The sequence below is a fragment of the Paenibacillus sp. PSB04 genome (genome assembly GCF_025809195.1).
In the GTDB taxonomy this organism is placed as follows: Bacteria; Bacillota; Bacilli; order Paenibacillales; family Paenibacillaceae; genus Paenibacillus_AQ; species Paenibacillus_AQ favisporus.
On the sequence record NZ_CP081301.1, the window covers coordinates 218,158 to 240,077 of the forward strand.

Below are 21,920 nucleotides of genomic sequence, written 5' to 3' on the forward strand. Positions count from 1 at the left end.
TGTAAAGTTAACGATAACTTAATAAAAGGAAGTGTGTTGGGCGTTGAAATCCATTGAACAGGAAATCCGCATGGAATGGACCGAGCATATCCTCCCCTTTTGGGCGGGATTGCGGGATGACCGGCATGGGGGATATTACGGTGAAGTGAGCGTAGACCTGCAAACAGACACCCAAGCTCCCAAGGGCGGCATCGCCACCGCGCGCCAGCTGTGGTCTTTTTCCGCAGCTTACCGGGTAACCGGCGATGAGATATGGGCATCCCATGCAAAGCATGCCTATTCGTTTTTGAAAGACCGGCTCATTGACCGGGAGTACGGCGGTATTTACTGGATGGTCGATCATGAGGGACAGCCGCTGGACACGCGCAAGCATGTGTATGCCCAGTCTTTCGCCGTCTACTCGCTCAGCGAATACAGCCGGGCCACCGGCGATGCGGAGGCGCTTGAGCTGGCACGCGAGCTTTTCGGGCTGATTGAAGAGAAGGGATACGACACCGGCATTCAGGCTTATAAAGAAGAGTTTGACCGCGAGTGGCATGAGCAGCCAAACGAAATGCTCAGCGAAAATGGAATTAACGCGGACATCACGATGAACACCACCATTCATGTGCTTGAGGGGTATACGACGCTATATCGCGTATGGCCGGATCCCCGGGTCCGCTCCGCACTGGAGAATTTGCTGTCCATGCTCTACAACCGGATTTATGATCCCGAGAAAAAGCGCCTGAACGTATTTTTTGACCGCAGCTGGAACTCTCTGCTGGACCTGACCTCGTTCGGTCATGACATTGAGGCCAGCTGGCTCATTGACGATGCGATGAAAGCCATCGGTTCCGACCATGCCGATTACGCGAAGATGGTGGTAGACATTGCTTATCAGATCGCCGATACCGCAGTTTCGGAAGACGGCTCCCTGATGAACGAGCAGCATGGGGACCGTATCGACGATACCCGCATTTGGTGGGTTCAGGCCGAGTCTATGGTCGGTTTCTACAATGCCTATCAGCGGACGGGCGATACCCGTTTTCTGGACCTGATCGACCGGATGTGGACGTATACGAAGACCCATATCATTGACTCTAGAGGCGGCGGCGAATGGTATTGGTCGGTTCAGGCGGACGGGCAGCCGGACCGCCGCGAAATAGCCGGGCCTTGGAAGTGCCCTTATCATAACAGCCGATTTTGTATCGAAATAATCGAAAGGATGAATGAAGCATGATCCATGAAAAATATGCCGAGCTGGCTTCCCGCCAGGAGGAACTGTTGTCCCGGCCCAATGAGCGGAATACGGAGTTTTACAACGGAGTCTATGACCGATACAAGTACCCTGTGATCACCCGCCACCACGTACCGATCCATTGGAGGTTTGACCTGGATGCGGAGCGCAATCCGTTCTTTATGGAGCGGCTGGGCATTAACGCCACGCTGAACCCGGGAGCTATTTATCACGATGGTAAATATATTCTGGTCGTACGGACCGAAGGTCTGGACCGCAAGTCGATATTCACCCTAGCTGAGAGCGAGACCGGAATCGATAACTTCCGTTTCGTGGATCAGCCGCTGGTCTGGGACGATATCGACCCGAACGAAACAAATATGTACGACATGCGCCTCGTCAAGCATGAGGACGGCTGGATTTACGGGATCTACTGCTCCGAGCAAAAGGACCCGGACGCACCGGCTTATGATACGTCGAGCGCTGTAGCGCAGGCCGGACTTGTCCGCACCCGGGACCTCAAAACCTGGGAGCGTCTGCCGAACATTCAGACCGGTTCACCGCAGCAGCGGAACGTGGTGCTTCATCCGGAATTCGTGGACGGCAAGTATGCATTCTACACGCGTCCACAGGACGGCTTCATCTCCACCGGTTCGGGCGGCGGCATTGCTTTCGGGTTGTGCGATAACATCCTGAATCCGGTCATTGACCAGGAGACGGTGATCGACGAGCGCCGGTATCATACAGTGTACGAGGTGAAGAACGGCCAAGGGCCGGCTCCCATCAAAACCGACCGCGGCTGGATCCACATCGCCCACGGCGTCCGCAACACGGCGGCGGGTCTCCGCTATGTCCTGTATACCTTTGCAACCAGCTTAGACGATCCTGCCAAAGTTATTGCTAAGCCAGGCGGCCACTTCATCGCACCGTACGATGACGAACGCGTCGGAGACGTCTCGAACGTGATTTTCTGCAACGGAGCCGTCGTCAACGAGAAGAATGAGGTCTTTATTTATTATGCTTCAAGCGATACCCGCATCCATGTGGCCACAACGACGGTAGACCGGCTGGTCGACTACACGTTCAACACGCCGGCGGATGAGTTCCGTTCGCTGGATAATGCGGCCCAGCGCGCCAAGCTGATCGCACAGAACGAACAGCTGCTGGGCGAGCGCGCTTAAGTTATAACCAACACTGTACAACCCGGCCTTATTTAGATACATCTTTCTTTATTCGTTTGCCAAAGCAGGCTATACTTGTACTATATGATGTATGGAGCGTCCGGCTGCCGCAAGGCAGCCGGCGTTCAATGTAACGGACCTTTTTCGAATAACCAATTGTTGTAAGGAGATGGTGGAATGAACAAGCATATCACCTTGCGGGACATCGCCGAGCGAATGGGCGTCAGCAGCGTCACCGTCTCAAAGGCTTTGAATGACAAGGAAGGCGTCAGCGACGAATTAAAGGAGCGGATCAAACAGCTCGCGGACGAAATGGGGTACCGCATCAACAAAGTCGCCAAATCGATGAAAGAAGGCCTAACCTATAACATCGGTGTCGTCATTCCCGAGCGTTTTACCGGACAGACACAGTCTTTTTACCTGAAAGTATACCAGCAGATTTCGATGGCCCTTGAGCCATACGGCTACGACGGCATTCTGCATATTTTGTCCGCCGAAGACGAGAAGCTGCTCCACCTGCCGCGCATCTACTATGACCGCAAAGTGGACGGATTCATCCTCCTTGGCCAGATCAGCAAGCCTTATATCGAAGCGCTGGAGCATATGGAACAGCCGAAGCTGTTTCTCGACTTTTATGACGAGCATTCCGACATCGACTCGGTGACGACCGACAATTTCTACTGTGCCTATGAAATCACGAACTATCTGGTCCAGCAGGGACACCGGAAGATCGGCTACGTCGGCAATCTGTATTCGACCAGCAGCATCCAGGACCGGTACCTGGGTTACTATAAATCTTTGCTCGAGCACCGAATCCCGTTGAACGACCGCTGGATTGTCAATGACCGTGATGAGGAAGGAACGCTGATCGATATGGAACTGCCGGAGGATATGCCTACCGCCTTCGTCTGCAACTGCGACCGGGTTGCCCATTTGCTCGTCCTCAAGCTCAAATCGCAGGGTTACCGTGTACCCGAGGACTGCTCGGTCGTCGGGTTTGATAATGATGTGTTCGCTACCCTGACTGAACCGCACCTGACGACAGTAGAGGTCGATACGCCGCAAATGGCCCAGACCGCCGTCCATTCCCTGCTGAAGAAGATCAGCTCGCCGGAAATGCGCTTCGGCCGCGTTCTTGTTCAAGGCAAAATCATTTACAGAAACTCCGTCAAGAAAGCAGGCTCTACAGATTGAGTCGGACCGTGATCCCACCTTACGATGCTGCGGCATGCTGATCTTCCGCTTCGCTATGCATCCGATTTCGGCGGCGTCCAGCCGGCCGCTTGCGACCAATCATGCGCTCTCTGCAGAATCTCCCATACGACAGGACCCTTTCCCTCCACATATTTCTCACGTTCGTGCTGAAACCGCTGCATCAGGCGATGCTTCTCGGCCGCATAACGCTGGCAGTCTTGGGGATGCTCGCGCAGATAGTCCCGGAACAATAGGGTCAGCTGCTCGGACCAACTCCCTGCCTGCCGTACATGGATATGCGTTCTGCGGGTGCCGGGAACTTCACGAAAGTATCTTTTCGTCAAGTCGGGATTATCCTCCCTGTGCACAAAACCGACAGACTCCATCTTGTCCCGGTAACGCGCAACATCCTGCAATGCCGCTACCGACACCTGAACATCGATGACCGGCTTCGCATCCATCCCGGGAATAGAGGTCGATCCCACATGGTCGATTCTCACGGCCGCCTCCCCCAAGGCTCCTCTTAGTTTCATCCCCAATTCAGAAAAGAGATGTCTCCACGCCGGATCATACGGCGCAATTCTCCACTGGTTTTCCATATCTGGCTCCTTTACTGGCGACACAAAAGAGAGGAATCCACACAGGACGCCTCTCTGTCTTCATTGGGATCGGATGCGCGCCGGCGTTACTCCCTGCTGCGGTCGCTTAATTTGTCGCTGATCTCCCGTAGGGTTTGCTGCAGCGCATCCATCTTCTTCAGGCTTGCATATTGGTTGCTGATGATCACAACCAGAGCGATCAGCAGGATGACAAACAGAAATATCATGTGATCGTCCTCCAATCGTTATAACTGCTGCTCCAGGTCATTCTTAGACACTCCATTCCGTATCCCGCCGTAAAATGGAGTACATTCGTTGATCCACAAACTTCCCCTTAATCTTCAGCTGTTCCCTCAGCACTCCCTCGAAGCTCATCCCGAGCTTCTCCATCACCCGGTAAGACCCCGGATTGCTGGCGTTGCATCTGGCTTCCAGCCGATGGAATCCTGCTTGGACGAAAGCGTACCGCATGATTTCCCTCGTCGCTTCCGTGACGATCCCCTGACTCCAATAAGCTCTGGCCAACGCATAACCAATCTCGGCTTTTTCATGCACCGGATCAACATGGATGAGGCCAGTTCTGCCTATCAGTTTGCCACTAGCTTTCTCGACAATCCCCCAATGGATCGCCTGTTCCATGTCAAACCTTTGTTTTACTCTGGTTAGGTAATCGATGGTCTCCTCTATGGAATGATGCCGGTCCCATACAGTTTCATCCGACACATCCGGATCGCTTGCGAGCTCAAAGTAATCTGGAGCATCGGAGAGTTCCAACCTGCGAATCCGAAGCCTCGCCGTTTCAAATGTTGGGGGACTCGAAAATAGTTTTCCTGCATCCATCATCCAGGGCCCCCCCCAATCTAAGCGCTTCTATTAGGTATTAGCTCCAAACCACCTTCAAATACTTTCGAAACAGCTCATCCAGCAGCGGCGTCGGATCTTGGAGTTCTGTCTTAAAGTCCTTCAAAAAATCGATAACGTGCTCCATTTCGGCTTCGATAAAGTCGTTGAGGCGATCGATCCGCTTTTCATAATCCAGTTCCTCCCCAGCCATCTTGCGGCTTAAGAGCGAGTGAACTTCTTCTAAAAGGGACTCATCTGAAATTAAATCCGCAACGAGATCCTGAAAGAGAATCGGAGGACTCGTGTTATACTTTTCGATCCATTTGCATGCCAGAATGGGCCGCAGCAAATAGAAGTATTTTTTAATCTTCACATGCTCACCGCGCAAATACTCACGGAAATTCCCTCGCGCCATACTTAGATAATGATGCATGGATGCTTTGGGAGAAAACACCTTCTCTTTGATGTCTAACAATTCGTCTTTAAATCCATAGTTTTCATCATAAACAATGTCAGAAACGAGCCATTCCAGCAGCGGAGGATTGGACTTTCTAAACAGCTTCAGCGCTTTTCGGATGTCCCATCCGTTGATATCCAGCATATCGTTTATGGGCAGTTCGATAACGTCCCGCTTATCGTCGATAGACAGGTACCACTCCGGCCTGTTCACATAGACAAAACGAACATCGTAGTCGCTGTCTTTGGAAGGAAAACCCCATGCACGACTTCCTGATTCCACAGCGAAAAGAATCTTAACCTGATGCTTCTGTTCAATTTCTACTAAACTCTGCTTTATGATCTCTTTCACTGCTTGCCTCCTCCGGAAAGTCCGCCTCCATTTCCCTGTCCATTGCCGCTCCCCTTGCTCTATTCGTCCACCCGATAATTGAGATGCAGCTCGTCCCCCGGAAGGCCGCGAATTCCCCAATTCGCTTTCGGTGTTTCAAAAATCGTAATTTCCAGGTCCGAAACACCGATCCCCAAGGCGGGAATTTTTTCAAAAAGAAGCTGGATCAGCTGCTTTTTCGCGGCAGCCGATCGTCCTTCGAACATGCTGATTTCAATAATCGTATATTTGTCGGTGCGGTCACCGGGGTAGATGAAGTCTTCTTGATCCATGAAAAAGAACCGGTGAAACCTTTTATCCTGAGGCAGCTGCAGCGCCTCCACGGCACAGGCATGAAGCACATCCGAAAAAGCGCCCTGGATCGGCTTCAGCGTGGAACGCAAACCGAAAATTTTAATTTGAGCCATCCGTCTCTCCCCTTCCATGAAATAGAATCATCCCGGGATGCTGATTGGGCTACACGTTAGGAAAAAGTGGCGTCGAGAGATATCTTTCCCCTGTATCGGGCAGCAGGACGACGATCCGTTTATTGTGATACTCCGGTCTTTTGGCCAATTGAATGGCCGCGTACACAGCAGCCCCGGACGAGATGCCCACAAGCAGTCCTTCCCATCTGGACAGCGAACGGGCCGTTTCCAGCGCGTCTTCGTCCTTGACCTGGATGATCTCATCGACGATGGACGGGTTGAAGTTATCCGGTATGAAGCCCGCTCCAATGCCTTGAATCTGGTGTGCACCCTTCTTCCCTCCGGACAGAACCGCCGAGGTAAAAGGTTCCACCGCCACGTTCCGCACGGACGGATTTCTTTCCTTCAGCACTTCGCCAACGCCAGTGATGGTGCCACCTGTACCGACGCCGCTGACGAAAATATCCACATCTCCGCCGGTATCTCTCCAAATCTCTTCTGCTGTCGTCATCCGGTGAATCGCCGGATTGGCCGGGTTGTTAAATTGCTGCGGAATAAAAGAGTTCGGGGTGGATGCCGCGATTTCTTCGGCTTTGCGGATGGCACCGCCCATCCCTTCATTCGCCGGTGTCAGCACCAGCTCGGCTCCAAGCGCAAGCAGCAGCTTGCGGCGCTCCAGGCTAAAGCTCTCCGGCAGGGTAATAATCAGCTTGTAACCGAGAGCCGCTGCCGCAAAAGCCAGGCCTACCCCGGTATTTCCGCTCGTCGGCTCGATGATCACCGAGTCCTTGTTCAGCAGTCCGCGTTCCTCGGCATCCTTGATCATGGCATAACCGATGCGGTCCTTTACGCTGCCTGCCGGGTTAAAGTACTCCAATTTCGCAATGAGGGTCGCCTGAAGCTCGTGCTTCTCCATCACATGGCCCAGCTCCAGCAGCGGCGTATTTCCTATAAGATCAGTCAAGTTCTTGGCGATTGTCATTTCCGTTAACACTCCTGAGTATAAAATCCAACTTCCTCCGTTGGTCATTACTTCAAGTTATCATTTCCGGAAAATAAAAACAATCCATGCGACCCGTGAAGCACCTAAGACAAACTGCTTACCCGCGCTGCCCTGGTCATACCTCTACAATACCGGCGGCTTGGTAAGGGTAGTCGATCTGCTTTTTCACGAGCTGCGCCGCTTCTGCTCCTGCGAATCGTTCAATGACGTATACGCCCAGGTCAATGGAGGTGGCCACCCCGCCAGCCGTGATGAAATGGCCATCTTTTACAATCCGGGCTTGAACCACCTCTTCGCAGTAAGGCTGAAGCAAATCGTAGACGTTGGGATGAGTCGTCGCTTTCCGTCCTTTTAAAAACCCCGCAGCTCCCCACAGCAGCGAACCCGTGCATACCGACACTTTGAATTCCGCCGATTCAGCTGTTCGAATCCAGTTGATAAAATCCGCATCCTCCCGCAGCTTTCGCGTTCCCATTCCCCCAGGGATGAACACCAGGTCATACGCCGATAAATCCGGCCGAATGACATTCACGCTGACCCGCATCCCCAGTTCATCTGTCACTTCTTCTGTTAAGCCGCAAATGTCCCATGTCGTATCTTTCGTTGGCTCAAACTGCCGCAGGCGGTAGATGACATCATAAAAGCCGACAAAATCCAGAAACGTAACACCATCGAACAATACGAGCGCAATTTTCAAACCGAATCATCCTCTCAGAAAGGGCAGCCTAGGATTATAGCTATCTGAAATTGAACCCCGGGTTCTTCTAAATTATTGAACTGCTCAACGCCGTATGGGAGGCAGCATATTCTTCTTTCAGCAAGCCGTAGATCTCCAAATCGACAACGCCTTTACCCGACCAGACGGTTGCCTGCCTTAACGTGCCTTCCAGCATAAAACCGTTCTTCTGCAGCACGCGCTTGGAAGCATCGTTCGCCGGCATCACTTCGGCCTGCAGCCGATTGACCCCCACCTGTTCGAATAAATAGCCGGTCAGCAGCTGCACCGCTTTCGTGGCGATGCCCTGCCCCCAATAATCTTCATTTAAAAAGTAGCCGATGGACATCATATTCACTTTGGAGTTGATATCATACACTTCGGCAATACCGGCCAGTTTTCGGGAGGAGTCCGGGATAAAGATGCCCCACTTCACTCTCGATTTTTTGTTATAGTCGCGTTCGAAATGCCCGATCATCTTTTTCACCGTATCTTTATTGTGCTTGGGGATGATCCCGCAGTAGTCAAACACGCGGTCGTTGGAATAAATTTCGTATAGGTCATCTAGATGGGCCGGTTCGATTTTACCCAGCTCAATGCTGTCGTTGTGTAAGGTAGGAAAGGTGTCGAATAGCGTGTCTGTATTCAAATTCGTGGTCCTCCTTGTGAGGGATAACTAAAGTTGAAATGATGATCGTAGACTGCCGAAAAAATGATAGATTGCAGTAGGGTCCTTCTCATCGGAACGTCTCCCCTTTTTAGTCGAAGTTGGGTGCTGCCAGTTCAGCAACCTGGCGAATCACGTCACCGGCATCATCGCCGTTCCGGATCACAAAGAAATGGTCTGCTTCCTCCGCCGTAGGCTCTATGACGCCGCTGTCCGGAGACTCCGCCTGCTGCCGATCCAAAACGGCTTTAAAGGAAGAAGATTTGCTGAAGATGGAAGTGCTGCGCTGGCTGTGAGCTACCCGTTCTTGAAGGACCGCATCCGGAAGGTCAAAATAAACGACAACCGTCGTAAACCCGTGATTTCGGTAATAATCGATCAATTTGAGGCGGGCATGGCGATGGCGGTTGGAATTGCACAGGATGAGATGATAGGAGGTCTGATTTACCGCATAATCCACAATGGTCTGAGTCACGGCATATTTGATCCGATTAGGTCCTTGTTTGGGCAGCAAAGCCCGGTAGTGGGTATTGATAAAGTCCGCATGGTTGTCCTGATCAATGACCAGGGAGTTCGGCATTTGTCCTTCCAAGGCTTGGGCAAACGTCGATTTACCGCTATGGGTTACCCCAACGGTCAGAACGACGAGCCTGCTCATGACGGTTGATCCTTCGGCTGGTAGGCACCCAGCTCATTTCCGAACGGATCGACGAATTTGATGACCCAGCCGAATCCGTGATCTTCATACTGCCTGATATGTACTTCGTTGTCCTGCAGCGTATCGCGCAGGCGTTCGATCTGCCGGGTGATAAACATGAATGACGGCATCGGAAATTCATCTTCCGCCAGCCAAAATGTCCGCTCATTTTTTGTGCTTCGGTGCAGCATGAGAACCGGACCGGAGTTAAATTTTAACCAAGCCGCATGATCGTACACCGTCATCACTTCAAGACCCAGCACTTTGTTATACCACTCAACCGCTTGCGGAATATCCTGCACCGGTAATTGCACGTGATCGACGTTCTCTACGAGATGATTCACAATACTTCCTCCCTTCACTATTCACGGATCAACCAGGTTTTGGCTTCCTCAGGGTCTGAGAAAAAGGAAACCTTATAATCCGCCTTTAGCTTCTTCAATCCCCGTCTGACCCTCCACTGATTAAACCCGGACAGTCCCACAAACGAAAGCTTCTGAATGCGGGGGTTCAAGTGATCCATGTTATGGATCAGTTCTTGGATCACAGACTTCGTCACAGATGTTTTGTAGAAATCGACCCAAATCTTCAGCTTCTTGTTGCTGTGTTGAAAAATAAACGCTTCCTCCTGCCTCATTAAGGCAAAGAGCTGATCATGGTTTTTGTATTTGTTTCCGTACTTCAAGCAATGGATTTCCCCGCCTTTGTAGTAATAGGGATAGGTCGAGCCTCCTGGAGATTTCATCCGCAACTCTCCTTTGAATTAGGTAGCCTCATAATATTTCAATAATTCCTTGTCGATCTCATCAATATAACCGATGTCTTGTTGACCATCCCAGAATACAATTCTGCTCGCTTCATTATTGATGACAAAAGGCCTCTCCTGGTCAATATCCGCGCAAAACAATCCGCCGTATTCGATCCTGCCGTCCTTTAACCGGAACTTCATCATTCCTCTAAATGCAACACGATCCGAGGTTTGATTGGTCTCCTCAGCCATCTCGCGTATAGCGCATTCCCGAAGGGATTCGCCAGGCTCCAATATTCCGCCGGGTAACTCCCAGTGATTTTTCCATGTATTATGGAGCAGCAAGAATCCGTCTTTATTCCTGGCAACGACCAGGGCGTGAGTTATCTGAAAATCCAGGTTCATTTGGGCTGCTTCCTCTTCGGACACGGGCAGAAATTCGTCAAACACATCCCCATTTTGATTGATACAAATCGGCATCCTAATCCTCCCTTTCATGAGATATAACGAAATACTCACTGGAAGCCATACTCATTAGCTACTACAGTCTCCATCCGCTTAAAAAATCTCCCCAAGTTTGATCTCATTATAAGAATGTACTGTGATATCCGCTTGGTCCAGGTTCTGGTTCCCCGAGTTCGGATTCAGATATCCAATACACATCATGCCAGCCTTCTTGGCGGCGATTACCCCATTTCTTGAATCTTCAAGGACGACGCAATCCTGCGGATCGACTCCAAGCTGCTTTGCTGTCTCGAGGTAAATGTCAGGTGCGGGTTTTCCTTTTGGAACCTCTTCACCGCTGACCACGGTCTTGAAAAAATGGCTCAGCCCGAATTTTTCAAGAACACCTTCAATAAAAATTCTCGGAGAAGACGAAGCGACCGCCATCGGAATATTCCGCTGCTTAAGTTGAGCAATCAGCTCCCGAATGCCTACTATAGGCTCTATTTCGAGATTATTGAGAATATTCATTTTCAGATTCAGTTGATACTCAATCATTTCCTGAATCGTATGCACCAAGTTGTGCTCCTGCCTGAAAATGCCCAGCATCTCGGGATTCGTCATCCCGACAAACCGCTCCAGCTCCTGTTCTGTCGTTTTCACACCAAAGTAATCCAATGTCTTAATATCCACGTCAAAATGAATCGGTTCGCTGTCAATAATGACGCCATCCATATCGAAAATAAATGCGCTGTTCATGAAGTTCCTCCCTTTCGCCTAACCTGCAGTTATATGGCTTTACTTTACTGTAACAATCCAAACTTATGCTTCAAATAATACATGATCCCAGCCCGGTCCACATCGGAAAACTGTCTTGGTTCCTCTTTCATCATCCTCTGGACTTCCTCGACCGATCTCCAACCGGCATCCGCCGTTTCATCACCATTTCGAAGCAAGGTCCCTTCCGCTCTGCATAAAAAGTACATGCCAATGGAATCAACCGGACCTTTGATAGTCTGATATACACAAAAGGGTTCGACACACTCTACCTCAAACCCTGGGTTGATCCCGCGCGTATCGATCCTTTTCTCGCTGCCCTCTACTTCGACGATGGTTAGTCCTGTCTCTTCTCGCACCTCGCGCCTTAATCCATCCAGAATCGGTTCATAGAGCTCCAATCTGCCTCCTGGCAATTCCAACGATTCTTCGCCCGGCTTGTTACGGGTCTGAAGAAGGATTTCCGTTTGGTTGCGATAAACGCGTTCAATGATGGCCCTCGCATTGACGAAAAACATAACGCTCTCCTCCTCGTTGATCCGTCTCGCTACTTCAAAATGATTCGGACCATTTCCTATAGTGTCTTTACGGATCTTTATAATTGTTCGCGTTCCTTACAATCCTTCAAATGCGCACCTACAAAAAGATCAAATCCAAAATTGCATCATCTTTGATACATATTTTTTTTGTGTTATTATATATGTAATAAAGACCAAGTGCTGGTAACACTTGGTCCATACAATTGGCTTGGATGGGATCCCCCTTCTTAGTCAGTATAAAGGAAAAAACCCACCTTTTGCTTCCAACCTTTGGGTGGGTTTTTACTTTTTCTTGTTGTTATTATTGATGTATGTTAAAAGAGCAAGAATGAACGTCCCAAATAGGAACATAATCGTTAATGCGTCTTTTACTTCCATGGCTTCACCTCCTTTCGAAGGGAAACCATGCCCACCCAAGATTCAATTGTAGTTATATTTTACCTTTTAATACATATACGCACAAGTGTTCCCGTCACTTTCTCCAGGATTGTGAATCCTTAAGAATCTTATGAAGATTCCCCAAACAGCTGCTCCTTGAGCCTCTCTCTTACATCCACATCCGCCTGATCTAACATCTGCTTCAGCCGCACAGCATGCCAAGAAATATACCAAGGATCCATTCTGGAGCCATTGTCAAAAAAACCTGGAGGATAATCAGATGACTCTAGATCTCTCACCTCTACCGGCCCAAAATACTCAAATACATACGGAAAGCCCTCTTTTTTATCGTCAACGACTTGTTCAATTCGCTCCCGGTTAATAATGTCAACGATAATAACCGGTGTGGATGCACACCAATAGGCTCCATCGAGGCATGCTCCGCTCGTTAAATAATCTTTTCTCATGGATTCGATGCATGGGATTGTATAGAAATTCGATATCCAACGTGTTGCATCGGGAAAAGTAACCACTACATCCACATGAGCCTGTTCCGGATCGTGAATCCAGTTCTCTGCGTCAATCCGGATATGTCTTTTCTTCACAATCATCCTGCCCTCCTCCAATTCCTATGACTCGATTGTCTCTCACTACCCCACCGCAACAATCACACTCGTCACGAGCATTAACACAGAGACGGGCGCCCAGATCCTTCTTTCCCATTTACTTCGAGTAATCAGGTTCAGCACGGTTGAAATCGTTGAAAAAGCAACCACAAACCAGATCGCTTTGTTGGCAAACCAATCCCACGACGGAACGAATAAGCCCGATCTGCTCAGCACGATCGCCGCGATGGCGAGAAGAACGATAGCCTGGACAATCGCCCCCACTCGCATACCCGGCGGGTATTTCCCCGGGAACTTTCCACCCATCGCATAACTTCCCCATGGCATTCCTAGTGCCAAAGCCAGTTGAAAAAGCACCACAATAACAATCAAAATAGTGAATACCATCGCCGATATGGATACCAACACGGTCATCCCACTCCCTCTCACTGAAGTCTAGTCTACTGGGTGAAAATCCGCTTCTTCCTCTGGCGGTGCGTGAGCCATGTCATCGAAAGTATTCTTTTCCGGTCTGTGCTGCCATTAGACCTCGAACCAAAAACGGTTCAAGACATTTCCGTCTTCCTCAATAAAGTCCTGGTCTGGAATCCCGCCATTGTTGAGGATCGTCTTCTTGGAGCCTATATTATAGGCATCGCAGACCACCAACACTTTATGTATTCCAAGCTTCTTGGCTTCTTGAAGGGATAAGGAGAGCAATTGGGTGGCGTAGCCTTTTTGCCTTTCCGAAGGACGGATCCCATATCCGATATGTCCGCTGCTTTCCAATAATTTTTCATTAAGCTCATGTCGTATATTTACGGCTCCTACGATCTGATTCGTCTCCGTCACCAGCCACAACGTGGAGTTCCTTACATATCCATCCGGCAGGTCCTTGCCTTGTTCATTGTCCTCTAAAAACCGGATCATCCCTGCAAAATTCGCAGGATCCTTCGAAACGACCCAAGGCACAATCGGTTCGTTGCTTTCCTTCCAGTCCAGATAAAAAGAGAGGTACTCCTCTTGCAGTTCTGCCGTAGGTTTGATTAATCGTACATTCATCTCGGTGGCTCTCCTCATTCACATTTGTTTTGTCGTCTGACCGTCCGTGCCGCACCATTCCTAATAGACTATACCCAGGATGTCCTCGATCTTCTTGATGTAATAAGTGCAATTTTCACGGAGCAGCTCTCCGTCGCTTCCATATCCATACTCGGCTCCAATAGAGTCAATTCCGTTGTTTTTGGCCCCGATTATATCGTGCTTTCGGTCGCCGATCATAACCACTTCGCTTTTCACAAGGTTTCTGTTCTGGAGGATGTATGTAATGATTTCGGTTTTGTCGGACAGCGTCCCATCCAGATGACTGCCAACGACCCATTCAAAGTAATGGTCTACTTCAAAATATTTCAGGATCTCATCCGCAAACACTTTCGGTTTAGAGGTGGCGACATACAGCGTAAATCCGTCGTCCTGCAGCTGCTTCAGCACGTTTTGCATCCCGGGATACAACTCATTTTCAAATATTCCGCGTTCCCTAAAATACTCCCTATAATATTCAACGCCTTGCAGCGCCTGTTCCTCGGAAAAAGAATAGATTTCCATAAACGAGTTTTTCAACGGGGGACCGATAAACGGCTCCAGCTTATCTAAGTCATCCTCTTGGATCCCGAACTTGTTCAGTGCATAATGTACCGACTTGGTAATCCCTATCTTAGGGTCCGTAATCGTGCCGTCCAGATCAAATAAAAGATGGTTGTATCTCATGAGCTAGTTTCTACCTGCTTTCTAATTGCTGTTTTGGGATGATGGGTTCTGTATCCAGTACTTGCAAATCCCTTTATTAATCCCCTCAAGAGTTCCGCTGTTACTTTCAATGACCTTCCTGGACTTTATATTTACTTCGTCACAGGTGAGTAGCAATTTTTCAATTCCTAAATCCTTTGCCTTCTTTACAAGCTCCGACAAGAAAAGCTTCCCGTAGCCCTTGCCACGTTCACTAGGCCGTACGATATAACCGATATGTCCGCCATATTCCGCTAAACGTTCATTCAATCGATGTCTCAATTTTCCATAGGCAACGGGATAATCATTGATGTACATCCAATAAATCGTCTGTGGAACATAGCCCTCAGGTAAGTTAATCCCCACTGAAATTTCAACCAATCTAGGTAAACTGGCTTTAAACTGATCGAAATCATGTTCCGGAAAATTGGTGGTAAACCCGTTCTCTCCAAGTCCAATTTCATCGATCATCTCAAAAATGTCTCTGTCGTCGGTTTCTGATAAAGCTTTCAGTTCAATCTTCAATGACATCACCCGCTCACCAATAAATACTTGTATAAAAAACAAGCCCTTACGTTGCCTGAGCTTGTTGTCATTCCAATCATGCTCCTAAACTTGATGATGATCTGTTAACTCTTTTATGAAGTAGTAATGCTTACTTCCTAGAGGTGCGTTCTCGATCACGGCTATTTCTTTATATCCATATTTCCTATAAAACTCAGGAGCCTGAAAGCTGAAGGTATTTAATTTAATGAAAGTACACTGCTTTGAGCGTGCAATTTCTTCAGCTTCCTCCAGTAACCTTTTCCCATGCCCGCTTCCACGATGCTCATCATCCACCCACAAAATATCAATTTCCATCCAGTTCCAGCATATCACACTGTTTAAGCCGGCTATGATGTGTTCCTCTTCATCCATTACGCAAAGGTTCACTTCTTCATAAATGCCATTGGGAACTTGCTTGGAGTTAAATTCAATCAATTTATTTCTTACGTAATTCGCTTCATCGGCTGTTCCTCTTCGTATGTTGGGGATTTCGGGCATCGTATCCTCCTGTTGGGTTCAATATCGTCTTACTCCTTCTCTTAGGAATAACCTGCTTTCATTCGCTCCATAATCGGATGGCCTTCTTTCAATTGAAGCAAGTCCCACAGGTTCCCATACAGGTCTTTAAAGACGGCGACCATTCCATAGGACTGCTCTTTCGGCTCCCTCACAAATTCGATCCCGTTGGCGATCATATCGTTGTAATCTCTCCAGAAATCATCCGTATTCAGAAATAAAAACACCCTTCCGCCGGACTGATTGCCAATGAATGGTTCCTGTTCGGGTTTCGATGCCCTTGCGAGCAAAATGGTCGTACCTGCCGAGCCTGGAGGAGCAACGACGACCCAGCGCTTATCCTGTTCCGGCTGATACGTATCCTCGACTAACGTAAACTGAAGCTTTTTCGTATAAAAATCGATAGCCTCATCGTAATCCTTAACAACTAGCGCGATGTGCACGATGGATTGAATCATATCCTCTTCTCCTCCGATATTTTGTAACATCCCATGAAACATTGAATTCATTTTATATGGATTCCTAAAATTAACAAGGTTTTTCCTTAAAACATCCTTATTTCTCCGGAACGCCTCTGTCTATTCGAACGACCACCTTGCCTATCGCCCGACCTTGGCCGAAATACTCAAAAGCCTTGGCCGCATCCCCCAACGAATAAATCCGATCAATGACAGGCTTGACTTGACCCGTTTCCACCAAAGACCTCCAGATCAACTGGTCCTCATGATTCGGCTTATGGATCAGCAATCCCAAGGTCTTTTTTTGAAGCTTGGCCGTCAATGGTGCAGTCAATAATGTCTGAAAAATACGCGGAAAGGGACCACCCACCATGACATAGGTGCCGCCCTGTTGGAGTGCGCGCTGGATCGCAAATACGGATCGGTTTCCGACCACATCGAGAATCAGATCATACCGCTTATCACCTGCAGTAAAATCTTCATTCATGTAATCCACAACATGATCCGCCCCCACGGAAAGCAGCGTTTCCAGCTTCTCTGCCCGATCTACGCCGGTTACCACTGCCCCATGCAGCTTGGCGTATTGAATCCCGAACGTGCCTACACCGCCGCCTGCTCCATTGATGAGAACGTGACAGCCTTTCGCTAGTTTTCCTTTATCGCGCAGTCCTTGCAAGGCCAGAACCGCTGCTTGAGGGATGGATGCTGCCTGCTCGAAGCTCACCCCTTCCGGTTTCGGCGTCAGTGCTTTTTCGTCAGCGCAGACGTACTCTGCAAACCCTCCCCAGCCGCAGCCGGAAATATCCCCAAACACTTCATCGCCGGGACGAAACCGCTTGGCAGCCGCCCCCACAGCAATAACCCTTCCTGCAATGTCTGCACCTAAAATGCGGTAACGGGGTCTCCGCATCCCACCAATACGGTTCACAAACGGTTTTCCACGCAGGAGATCCCAGTCCCAGGAGTTTACAGATGCGGCGTGGACCGCGATCAACACTTCATGTTCCTTGGGCTTAGGGATTTCCACCTCTTCGATCCGAAGAACATCCGGCTGTCCGTAAGTTTCATAAACAAGCGCCCTCATCGTACCTGTTCCTAAACTTGCTTGATACTCTTTCGTCTCGATCTCGGTCTTCATGGTCGACACCATCCTACCTTCAAATTAGGGTTAAATGCTAAGGCGAGCTAGGCAGCTCTTCGAAAGCAGAAGAGATCAGCTCTTTTTTAAAACACCTAAATATGCACTCCACGGCCCAACGTCAGCCCGGTATCTCTCCGCCATCACCCGAACCATTTGCGCCATATGCGTAAGATCATGAACAACCCATGTAGAGAGGAGCTCCCTCAACTTCACGACACCGAATTCCGGATGCAGACCGGTCTTTTCCAGATCGTGAGGATTGACGACTGCCCTCAGTTTGGATATGTTCGCCATTCTTATGGTATGGAACTCTGATAATGCCTCTTCAACGGTTCTCTCAGAGGTATCTTTCAAGTGGGCATAGCGGTCGAATGCGGGAAACGGATTATTTTCCCCTTCCGCAAGAATGGATTCCATCCGCGGGATCCAGTTATGCTTCTCCGCTTCTACGAGGTGCTCAACGACCTCAAGCGGGTTCCAGGTTCCTTCCCCTTCATTGCTATGCAGCCATCCCTCGGATAGACCGGATAAGAAGCGCTCCAAGGTTTGCGGCGTGCGCTCCAAAATTTCGAGGGCTTCATTCAAATGGAAGTTCATATCAACACTCCTTTTGGCTATGTAAAAGCTCATCTTCAAAAATGCTTCCACCAGATCCCCGCACATTCCGGAACCGATGCCCACTGATTCTGAAGGATCCGATCAACGAGCTCTTGTCCGAAGAAAAACTCCGTATGATGAATGGCTTCTTCAATACTCCCAAAGTCATAATCGGTTCTGATCCATTGATGGTCAAATCCGTATTTGTTTTGAAGTAGTGCATAATACGGCTGCAAAAATTCAGGGGGATGCGGCGTCTCATATCCCGTTCCCATCGTTTCAAAAATAATGATCGTTCCATTCGGCCTTAACACCCGCTGCAGCTCGGCCATAATTTGTTCCAGATTCTGTTCCCAGTGATTATCGGACGCATCGGCCAGATAACAAATACTCCACCCCGAAACAACCAGGTCCATGCTCTGATCGGGTATGGGCAGCTGCCTATGGTCTGACACCACGGTTTTCCAATTCAGAGGACCGTTCATCCCCTGCAGCTTGCTCTCCAAGATGTCCAGCATCGGGCGGGAGATATCCGTGCAGATCAGAGATTTCGCCTCAGGCGCAATCACCGTCGATAATCGCCCCGCCCCTGCGCCTAAATCCAGCACGTCCAAATTTTTGAAAACTCTGATTGTATTGATGATGTCATATAAATCAGGCTGACGGCTGACCATGGCGTCATACATGTTTGAGTGATTCATATAGATAGGATCCTGGGTTGACATTTAATAACTCCTTAAAAGTAATGGATGATGGGGCAATTACGTAAAATGTTCCTACGATCGCTCTTGTTTTCGGATTTCTTGATGGTATAGGGCCCACTTAAGGTGGAAATCCGAAAGCCAAAGCATATGCTTCCGATGTTAGCTTTCCTTTGGAAAGCTTTTACGACCGCTTCGCTTCTTCGGAATCCTTTTACTCCCTTGCCTGCATCCTATTCTTTAGTTCAATTTATTTAGATTTGTGACCCATGATGATTTCAACATAAAATCTCGATCAGAACTTGAAAAGTTTCGCTGCGCCCCTTACTCATCTGGCTCCTCCCACTCCTTATCAAGCACCAGAACGCCACGTTGATCAGTCGCTGGCAATACACCCTTCATTCGAGTCGATTAACTGGACGATCTGATCCGCTGACAAAAAATACTTCTTTTTATTCTGATAGTTCAACATCGTCACTCCTGTTGCTAAATCATCATTTCCAATCTCTAAAATACGCTAGGATTTGAAAAGATTGATGCATCGCTTTCGAATTGATCTTTTCAAAATAAATGGGCTTTAATACAGGGTCGAGGTACATCAAAATCAAGGTTAATCCAATGATCAAGACGGAACTTCCCCAAGCAAGCTGAGCCCTTCGTATCCAAAAAACATTACCGGAAATCCACACCAGAGCGAGGAACAAGCAGCTTCCAATGATGAGATAGGCAGGCACATATCCCTCCATACACCAATAAAAAAGGCTGTACCAGTACATCCACACGAGCAGCATCAGCATATTATATGGAACTAGCGCTAACCTCTTTATCATTTTTGCAATCACCCTTTTGCAAATCTTTCAGGCAAAGGTTATGCCTTCGGATAGTCACTCCATAATTCGATGATGTTCCCATCCGGATCATAAAATCCAAAAGACTTCCCCTGGTAATTCGAAATCCGTCTGACTTCAATCCCATGATCCACCAGCCACTGCCTGGCTTGATCAATATCAGGAACGACAAAACCATACGCAGCCTGCGGACCATTTGAATACATCATCTGTGAGTTTACCGCTTCTTCGCTTACGATCAGTAGGATTCGAATTCCCGTTGTTGACCTCATTTCCACGTACAAAGGATCTTCAAACGCAGTTTCAAAATGAAGATATTTGGCATACCATTCTACGGAGCGTTCCGGATTCGTTACTGGGATATAAATGTATCCACTCAACAACAATTCCATTAAACAACGCCCTCCTCTCTTGAAATGGGTTAACTCCTTACAAAATCCTCTTTCAATTCGTCCTGTGGATCCCATTTAGACCAAGCGGCCTCCAGCAGATTCCCCTCATGATCTCTAAAGTAAAAATATTTAGCTTCTCCAGCTCCGAGAGTCTGCAAATCTTCGACCATCAGCCCCTTATCCTTCATGAATTGATGGGTGTATTCAAATTCCGGACAGTTTATCGCCATGATCGGAAAAGGCTTGCCGTTCCTCATAATTTCAAGCGGCTGCTTGTCTTCGGTTTCAATGAGCAGCAAAGCAATCGAATGTTGATGAGGATGGTGCAGCACGGCAATATAAGACCCGCGGTCCTGAAACTTATTCATTAACTTAAAATCCAAGTTTTCCGTGTACCACGCAATAGATTCATCAATTCGGGTTGTCGGAACATATACGTAGCCAATACGGGAGAAAGCAAACGTTGGACTCATTGGATACACTCCTTCGTTTTCGATGGTTTTTAGTCGCGATTAGGGATAGAAGAATAATCAAAAAAGTGATTAAGAATCCCGAAGGCTTTTATTTCAAAATCCATATTTCCTTCAGAATACTTATCCCTCACCTGTATAAAAATCCCCGCGTGCATAATATATCTCGAATTCCACTTAACCTCGGCTTCTTGTTTCTTGCACCCCATGTCCGATCCGGTATTCACACATACGATGCCGTGTTCCGAGGAAAGCCATTTCGTGTAATCTTCCTCATTTGGACAGGTCATCACTAAAACTAGCAATACAGCGCCAACCAGGACAAGGGCCCACTTCAAAACGTTATTCATCATACCTCCTTAGACTCTTAGAACATTTCCAGCTGCTTTGCCTTGAATTCACTTTTCTTTATACCACTTTCGAAGCAGATTAATATGCGCCTGATGATAGCGGTTATGGTCCGCCATATGCCATATCCCCCAGCGTATCGTTGCCTGCTTCTCATTTTCATGTCCAAAAGAGACGGTTTTCTCAAGATCTGCATCGGTTAGCTGAGTACATGCCTCTTTCAGCATGCCTATTACACCGTTATATTGAGTCATAAGTGTATTCAAAGATACGCCTTGGACCATCGGAAGCCTGCCATGCTCATCGATCATGGGGCCATACTGCTTTTGAAGTGACTGTGGAAGTGGGAGCCCCTTTATTCTGTAAACCCAGTTCAGATCCACGTACATGAGATGCCTGATTAACTGAGCTGTGCTGTTAAACTTGTTATCGGGCCCCTTGTAATCCATCTCTTCTTGCAGCATACCGATCGTGATAGATTGTAGTCGTTGGATGTTCTCTTTTACCGCAGAATATAAGATTCCCACCATTGGAGCCATGTTGGCCCCACCTTTTAAGTCGTAGAACATCCTGGCTCCTCCTTGACGATATTCGAAATCCTTCCTCTTCCGCTCTTCTTTATGAAATAACCCAGCCATAGAACACTCTTATTCTAGGCTGGGTCGTTTGTTGTCCGGAGCTTTTTCCATGATTATACATGTAGATGACCAATAGGAGAAAGCCCCCTGGCGGCTGAAATCTCTTCAACCTATCATTCTTGTCTCGCATTTCTCATACGGATCATGGAAAAGTTGACGGTGGACTTCAATACTTGTTCTCGCAGGGGCTGTAACGATGGAGTGATCCTTAGCTCTACACCCTCATTCAGAATCGCAGTGATCAAATCGTCAATTCTCTCTACTTCCACTGGTATAACCGGACGTCTTGATACATAGTATCCCGCATTCTCTTCTTCCAATTCGAAATCAGCTGCATCAAAGATGTAACGATAGATAGAACCCTTTTTTACCCGTTCATACCACCCGGTCTCAATGGCTATTATCCGGCTAGTTTTCGACATTCCAAAAAAACGTTCATGATCCATATTACTTGTATCATCCTTTGGCCAAATGCAGACTCTGGGGCATGCTCGTGGAAAATAATAATGTGGCGCATGGTACTCATCGATCGTCCAGACTTTTGCATCGGTTTGATCGTATATGGTCCGGGGTTCAAAGACTTGGATGCCGGGTTCTTCGCTAAAATGAAACAGCTTCAT

Annotated in this window: 33 protein-coding genes; 3 read left to right on the forward strand and 30 right to left on the reverse strand. The window is 48.4% G+C overall.

From position 1 onward, the window contains the following. Positions 1-43: 43 nt before the first annotated feature. The 3 genes from K2F33_RS01065 to K2F33_RS01075 all read left to right on the forward strand — a co-directional run bounded on the left by K2F33_RS01065 (position 44) and on the right by K2F33_RS01075 (position 3,591). Positions 44-1,219 (forward strand): AGE family epimerase/isomerase, encoded by a 1,176-nt coding sequence (locus K2F33_RS01065; RefSeq protein ID WP_263880778.1) that lies wholly within the window; start codon positions 44-46, stop codon positions 1,217-1,219. Further along, positions 1,216-2,397, forward strand: coding sequence for a glycoside hydrolase family 130 protein (locus K2F33_RS01070; protein ID WP_105445933.1), 1,182 nt, complete (start codon positions 1,216-1,218; stop codon positions 2,395-2,397). The genes K2F33_RS01065 and K2F33_RS01070 overlap by 4 nt, the downstream gene beginning before the upstream one ends. 177 nt (positions 2,398-2,574) lie before the next feature. Then, complete coding sequence (locus K2F33_RS01075) at positions 2,575-3,591, forward strand: substrate-binding domain-containing protein (RefSeq protein ID WP_116232055.1); 1,017 nt, start codon at positions 2,575-2,577, stop codon at positions 3,589-3,591. A 53-nt stretch (positions 3,592-3,644) separates the two neighbouring features. Here the strand turns inward: K2F33_RS01075 and K2F33_RS01080 are convergent, their stop codons facing one another. The 30 genes from K2F33_RS01080 to K2F33_RS01225 all read right to left on the reverse strand — a co-directional run bounded on the left by K2F33_RS01080 (position 3,645) and on the right by K2F33_RS01225 (position 21,920). Continuing rightward, positions 3,645-4,190, reverse strand: coding sequence for a GrpB family protein (locus K2F33_RS01080; protein ID WP_263880779.1), 546 nt, complete (start codon positions 4,188-4,190; stop codon positions 3,645-3,647). An 86-nt stretch (positions 4,191-4,276) separates the two neighbouring features. Beyond that, positions 4,277-4,417 carry a hypothetical protein gene (locus K2F33_RS01085; RefSeq protein ID WP_263880780.1) on the reverse strand — a complete coding sequence of 47 codons (141 nt, stop codon included), beginning with the start codon at positions 4,415-4,417 and terminating at the stop codon, positions 4,277-4,279. Between the two features lie 43 nt (positions 4,418-4,460). After that, positions 4,461-5,033, reverse strand: coding sequence for a GNAT family N-acetyltransferase (locus tag K2F33_RS01090; RefSeq protein WP_263880781.1), 573 nt, complete (start codon positions 5,031-5,033; stop codon positions 4,461-4,463). 37 nt (positions 5,034-5,070) lie between these two features. After that, positions 5,071-5,841 carry a nucleotidyltransferase domain-containing protein gene (locus K2F33_RS01095; RefSeq protein WP_263880782.1) on the reverse strand — a complete coding sequence of 257 codons (771 nt, stop codon included), beginning with the start codon at positions 5,839-5,841 and terminating at the stop codon, positions 5,071-5,073. A 59-nt stretch (positions 5,842-5,900) separates the two neighbouring features. Beyond that, positions 5,901-6,287, reverse strand: coding sequence for a tautomerase family protein (locus K2F33_RS01100; protein ID WP_263880783.1), 387 nt, complete (start codon positions 6,285-6,287; stop codon positions 5,901-5,903). A gap of 49 nt (positions 6,288-6,336) precedes the next feature. Continuing rightward, entirely contained in the window at positions 6,337-7,269 is a 933-nt protein-coding gene (gene cysK / locus K2F33_RS01105) for a cysteine synthase A (protein ID WP_263880784.1), read from the reverse strand. Between the two features lie 136 nt (positions 7,270-7,405). Beyond that, the gene (locus tag K2F33_RS01110) at positions 7,406-7,987 is read right to left on the reverse strand and encodes a DJ-1/PfpI family protein (protein ID WP_076173339.1); all 582 of its coding nucleotides are present in this window, start codon (positions 7,985-7,987) and stop codon (positions 7,406-7,408) included. Positions 7,988-8,054: 67 nt separating this feature from the next. Then, entirely contained in the window at positions 8,055-8,654 is a 600-nt protein-coding gene (locus K2F33_RS01115) for a GNAT family N-acetyltransferase (protein WP_263880785.1), read from the reverse strand. Positions 8,655-8,763: 109 nt separating this feature from the next. Then, complete coding sequence (locus K2F33_RS01120; RefSeq protein ID WP_263880786.1) at positions 8,764-9,330, reverse strand: ATP-binding protein; 567 nt, start codon at positions 9,328-9,330, stop codon at positions 8,764-8,766. After that, positions 9,327-9,713: a VOC family protein gene (locus tag K2F33_RS01125; protein ID WP_263880787.1), complete on the reverse strand. Its 387-nt coding sequence runs from the start codon at positions 9,711-9,713 to the stop codon at positions 9,327-9,329. The genes K2F33_RS01120 and K2F33_RS01125 overlap by 4 nt, the downstream gene beginning before the upstream one ends. A 17-nt stretch (positions 9,714-9,730) precedes the next feature. Next, positions 9,731-10,114 (reverse strand): hypothetical protein, encoded by a 384-nt coding sequence (locus tag K2F33_RS01130; protein ID WP_244364216.1) that lies wholly within the window; start codon positions 10,112-10,114, stop codon positions 9,731-9,733. Positions 10,115-10,132: 18 nt separating this feature from the next. Beyond that, positions 10,133-10,522 (reverse strand): NUDIX hydrolase, encoded by a 390-nt coding sequence (locus K2F33_RS01135; RefSeq protein WP_263880788.1) that lies wholly within the window; start codon positions 10,520-10,522, stop codon positions 10,133-10,135. A gap of 153 nt (positions 10,523-10,675) precedes the next feature. Further along, positions 10,676-11,320 carry an HAD family hydrolase gene (locus tag K2F33_RS01140; protein WP_263880789.1) on the reverse strand — a complete coding sequence of 215 codons (645 nt, stop codon included), beginning with the start codon at positions 11,318-11,320 and terminating at the stop codon, positions 10,676-10,678. A 44-nt stretch (positions 11,321-11,364) separates the two neighbouring features. Next, the gene (locus K2F33_RS01145) at positions 11,365-11,856 is read right to left on the reverse strand and encodes an NUDIX hydrolase (protein WP_263880790.1); all 492 of its coding nucleotides are present in this window, start codon (positions 11,854-11,856) and stop codon (positions 11,365-11,367) included. Between the two features lie 303 nt (positions 11,857-12,159). Beyond that, a complete protein-coding gene (locus K2F33_RS01150) occupies positions 12,160-12,255 on the reverse strand; it encodes a competence inhibitor ComI (protein WP_019419116.1) in 96 nt (31 codons plus the stop codon). Positions 12,256-12,383: 128 nt separating this feature from the next. Then, on the reverse strand, positions 12,384-12,866 hold the full coding sequence (locus K2F33_RS01155; RefSeq protein WP_263880791.1) for a hypothetical protein: 483 nt from the start codon (positions 12,864-12,866) through the stop codon (positions 12,384-12,386). Between the two features lie 39 nt (positions 12,867-12,905). Beyond that, positions 12,906-13,295 carry a hypothetical protein gene (locus K2F33_RS01160; protein WP_260845636.1) on the reverse strand — a complete coding sequence of 130 codons (390 nt, stop codon included), beginning with the start codon at positions 13,293-13,295 and terminating at the stop codon, positions 12,906-12,908. Positions 13,296-13,403: 108 nt separating this feature from the next. Then, positions 13,404-13,922 (reverse strand): GNAT family N-acetyltransferase, encoded by a 519-nt coding sequence (locus K2F33_RS01165; protein ID WP_263880792.1) that lies wholly within the window; start codon positions 13,920-13,922, stop codon positions 13,404-13,406. A gap of 60 nt (positions 13,923-13,982) precedes the next feature. Further along, a complete protein-coding gene (locus tag K2F33_RS01170; protein ID WP_263880793.1) occupies positions 13,983-14,627 on the reverse strand; it encodes an HAD family hydrolase in 645 nt (214 codons plus the stop codon). Positions 14,628-14,648: 21 nt separating this feature from the next. Beyond that, the gene (locus tag K2F33_RS01175; RefSeq protein WP_318671853.1) at positions 14,649-15,176 is read right to left on the reverse strand and encodes a GNAT family N-acetyltransferase; all 528 of its coding nucleotides are present in this window, start codon (positions 15,174-15,176) and stop codon (positions 14,649-14,651) included. A gap of 78 nt (positions 15,177-15,254) precedes the next feature. Further along, on the reverse strand, positions 15,255-15,689 hold the full coding sequence (locus K2F33_RS01180; RefSeq protein ID WP_263880794.1) for a GNAT family N-acetyltransferase: 435 nt from the start codon (positions 15,687-15,689) through the stop codon (positions 15,255-15,257). 41 nt (positions 15,690-15,730) lie between these two features. After that, positions 15,731-16,165 carry a VOC family protein gene (locus K2F33_RS01185; RefSeq protein WP_263880795.1) on the reverse strand — a complete coding sequence of 145 codons (435 nt, stop codon included), beginning with the start codon at positions 16,163-16,165 and terminating at the stop codon, positions 15,731-15,733. 97 nt (positions 16,166-16,262) lie between these two features. Then, complete coding sequence (locus K2F33_RS01190) at positions 16,263-17,303, reverse strand: NAD(P)-dependent alcohol dehydrogenase (protein ID WP_263880796.1); 1,041 nt, start codon at positions 17,301-17,303, stop codon at positions 16,263-16,265. Between the two features lie 75 nt (positions 17,304-17,378). Next, positions 17,379-17,903: a DinB family protein gene (locus tag K2F33_RS01195; RefSeq protein ID WP_263882263.1), complete on the reverse strand. Its 525-nt coding sequence runs from the start codon at positions 17,901-17,903 to the stop codon at positions 17,379-17,381. A 35-nt stretch (positions 17,904-17,938) separates the two neighbouring features. Next, positions 17,939-18,628, reverse strand: coding sequence for a class I SAM-dependent methyltransferase (locus K2F33_RS01200; RefSeq protein ID WP_412973960.1), 690 nt, complete (start codon positions 18,626-18,628; stop codon positions 17,939-17,941). Between the two features lie 844 nt (positions 18,629-19,472). Beyond that, positions 19,473-19,844 (reverse strand): VOC family protein, encoded by a 372-nt coding sequence (locus K2F33_RS01205; protein WP_263880798.1) that lies wholly within the window; start codon positions 19,842-19,844, stop codon positions 19,473-19,475. A gap of 29 nt (positions 19,845-19,873) precedes the next feature. Then, positions 19,874-20,317: a VOC family protein gene (locus K2F33_RS01210; protein WP_263880799.1), complete on the reverse strand. Its 444-nt coding sequence runs from the start codon at positions 20,315-20,317 to the stop codon at positions 19,874-19,876. A gap of 29 nt (positions 20,318-20,346) precedes the next feature. After that, on the reverse strand, positions 20,347-20,667 hold the full coding sequence (locus K2F33_RS01215) for a hypothetical protein (RefSeq protein WP_263880800.1): 321 nt from the start codon (positions 20,665-20,667) through the stop codon (positions 20,347-20,349). A 45-nt stretch (positions 20,668-20,712) separates the two neighbouring features. Continuing rightward, a complete protein-coding gene (locus K2F33_RS01220) occupies positions 20,713-21,231 on the reverse strand; it encodes a DinB family protein (protein WP_263880801.1) in 519 nt (172 codons plus the stop codon). Positions 21,232-21,413: 182 nt separating this feature from the next. Beyond that, positions 21,414-21,920 carry a DUF6886 family protein gene (locus tag K2F33_RS01225; protein WP_263880802.1) on the reverse strand — a complete coding sequence of 169 codons (507 nt, stop codon included), beginning with the start codon at positions 21,918-21,920 and terminating at the stop codon, positions 21,414-21,416.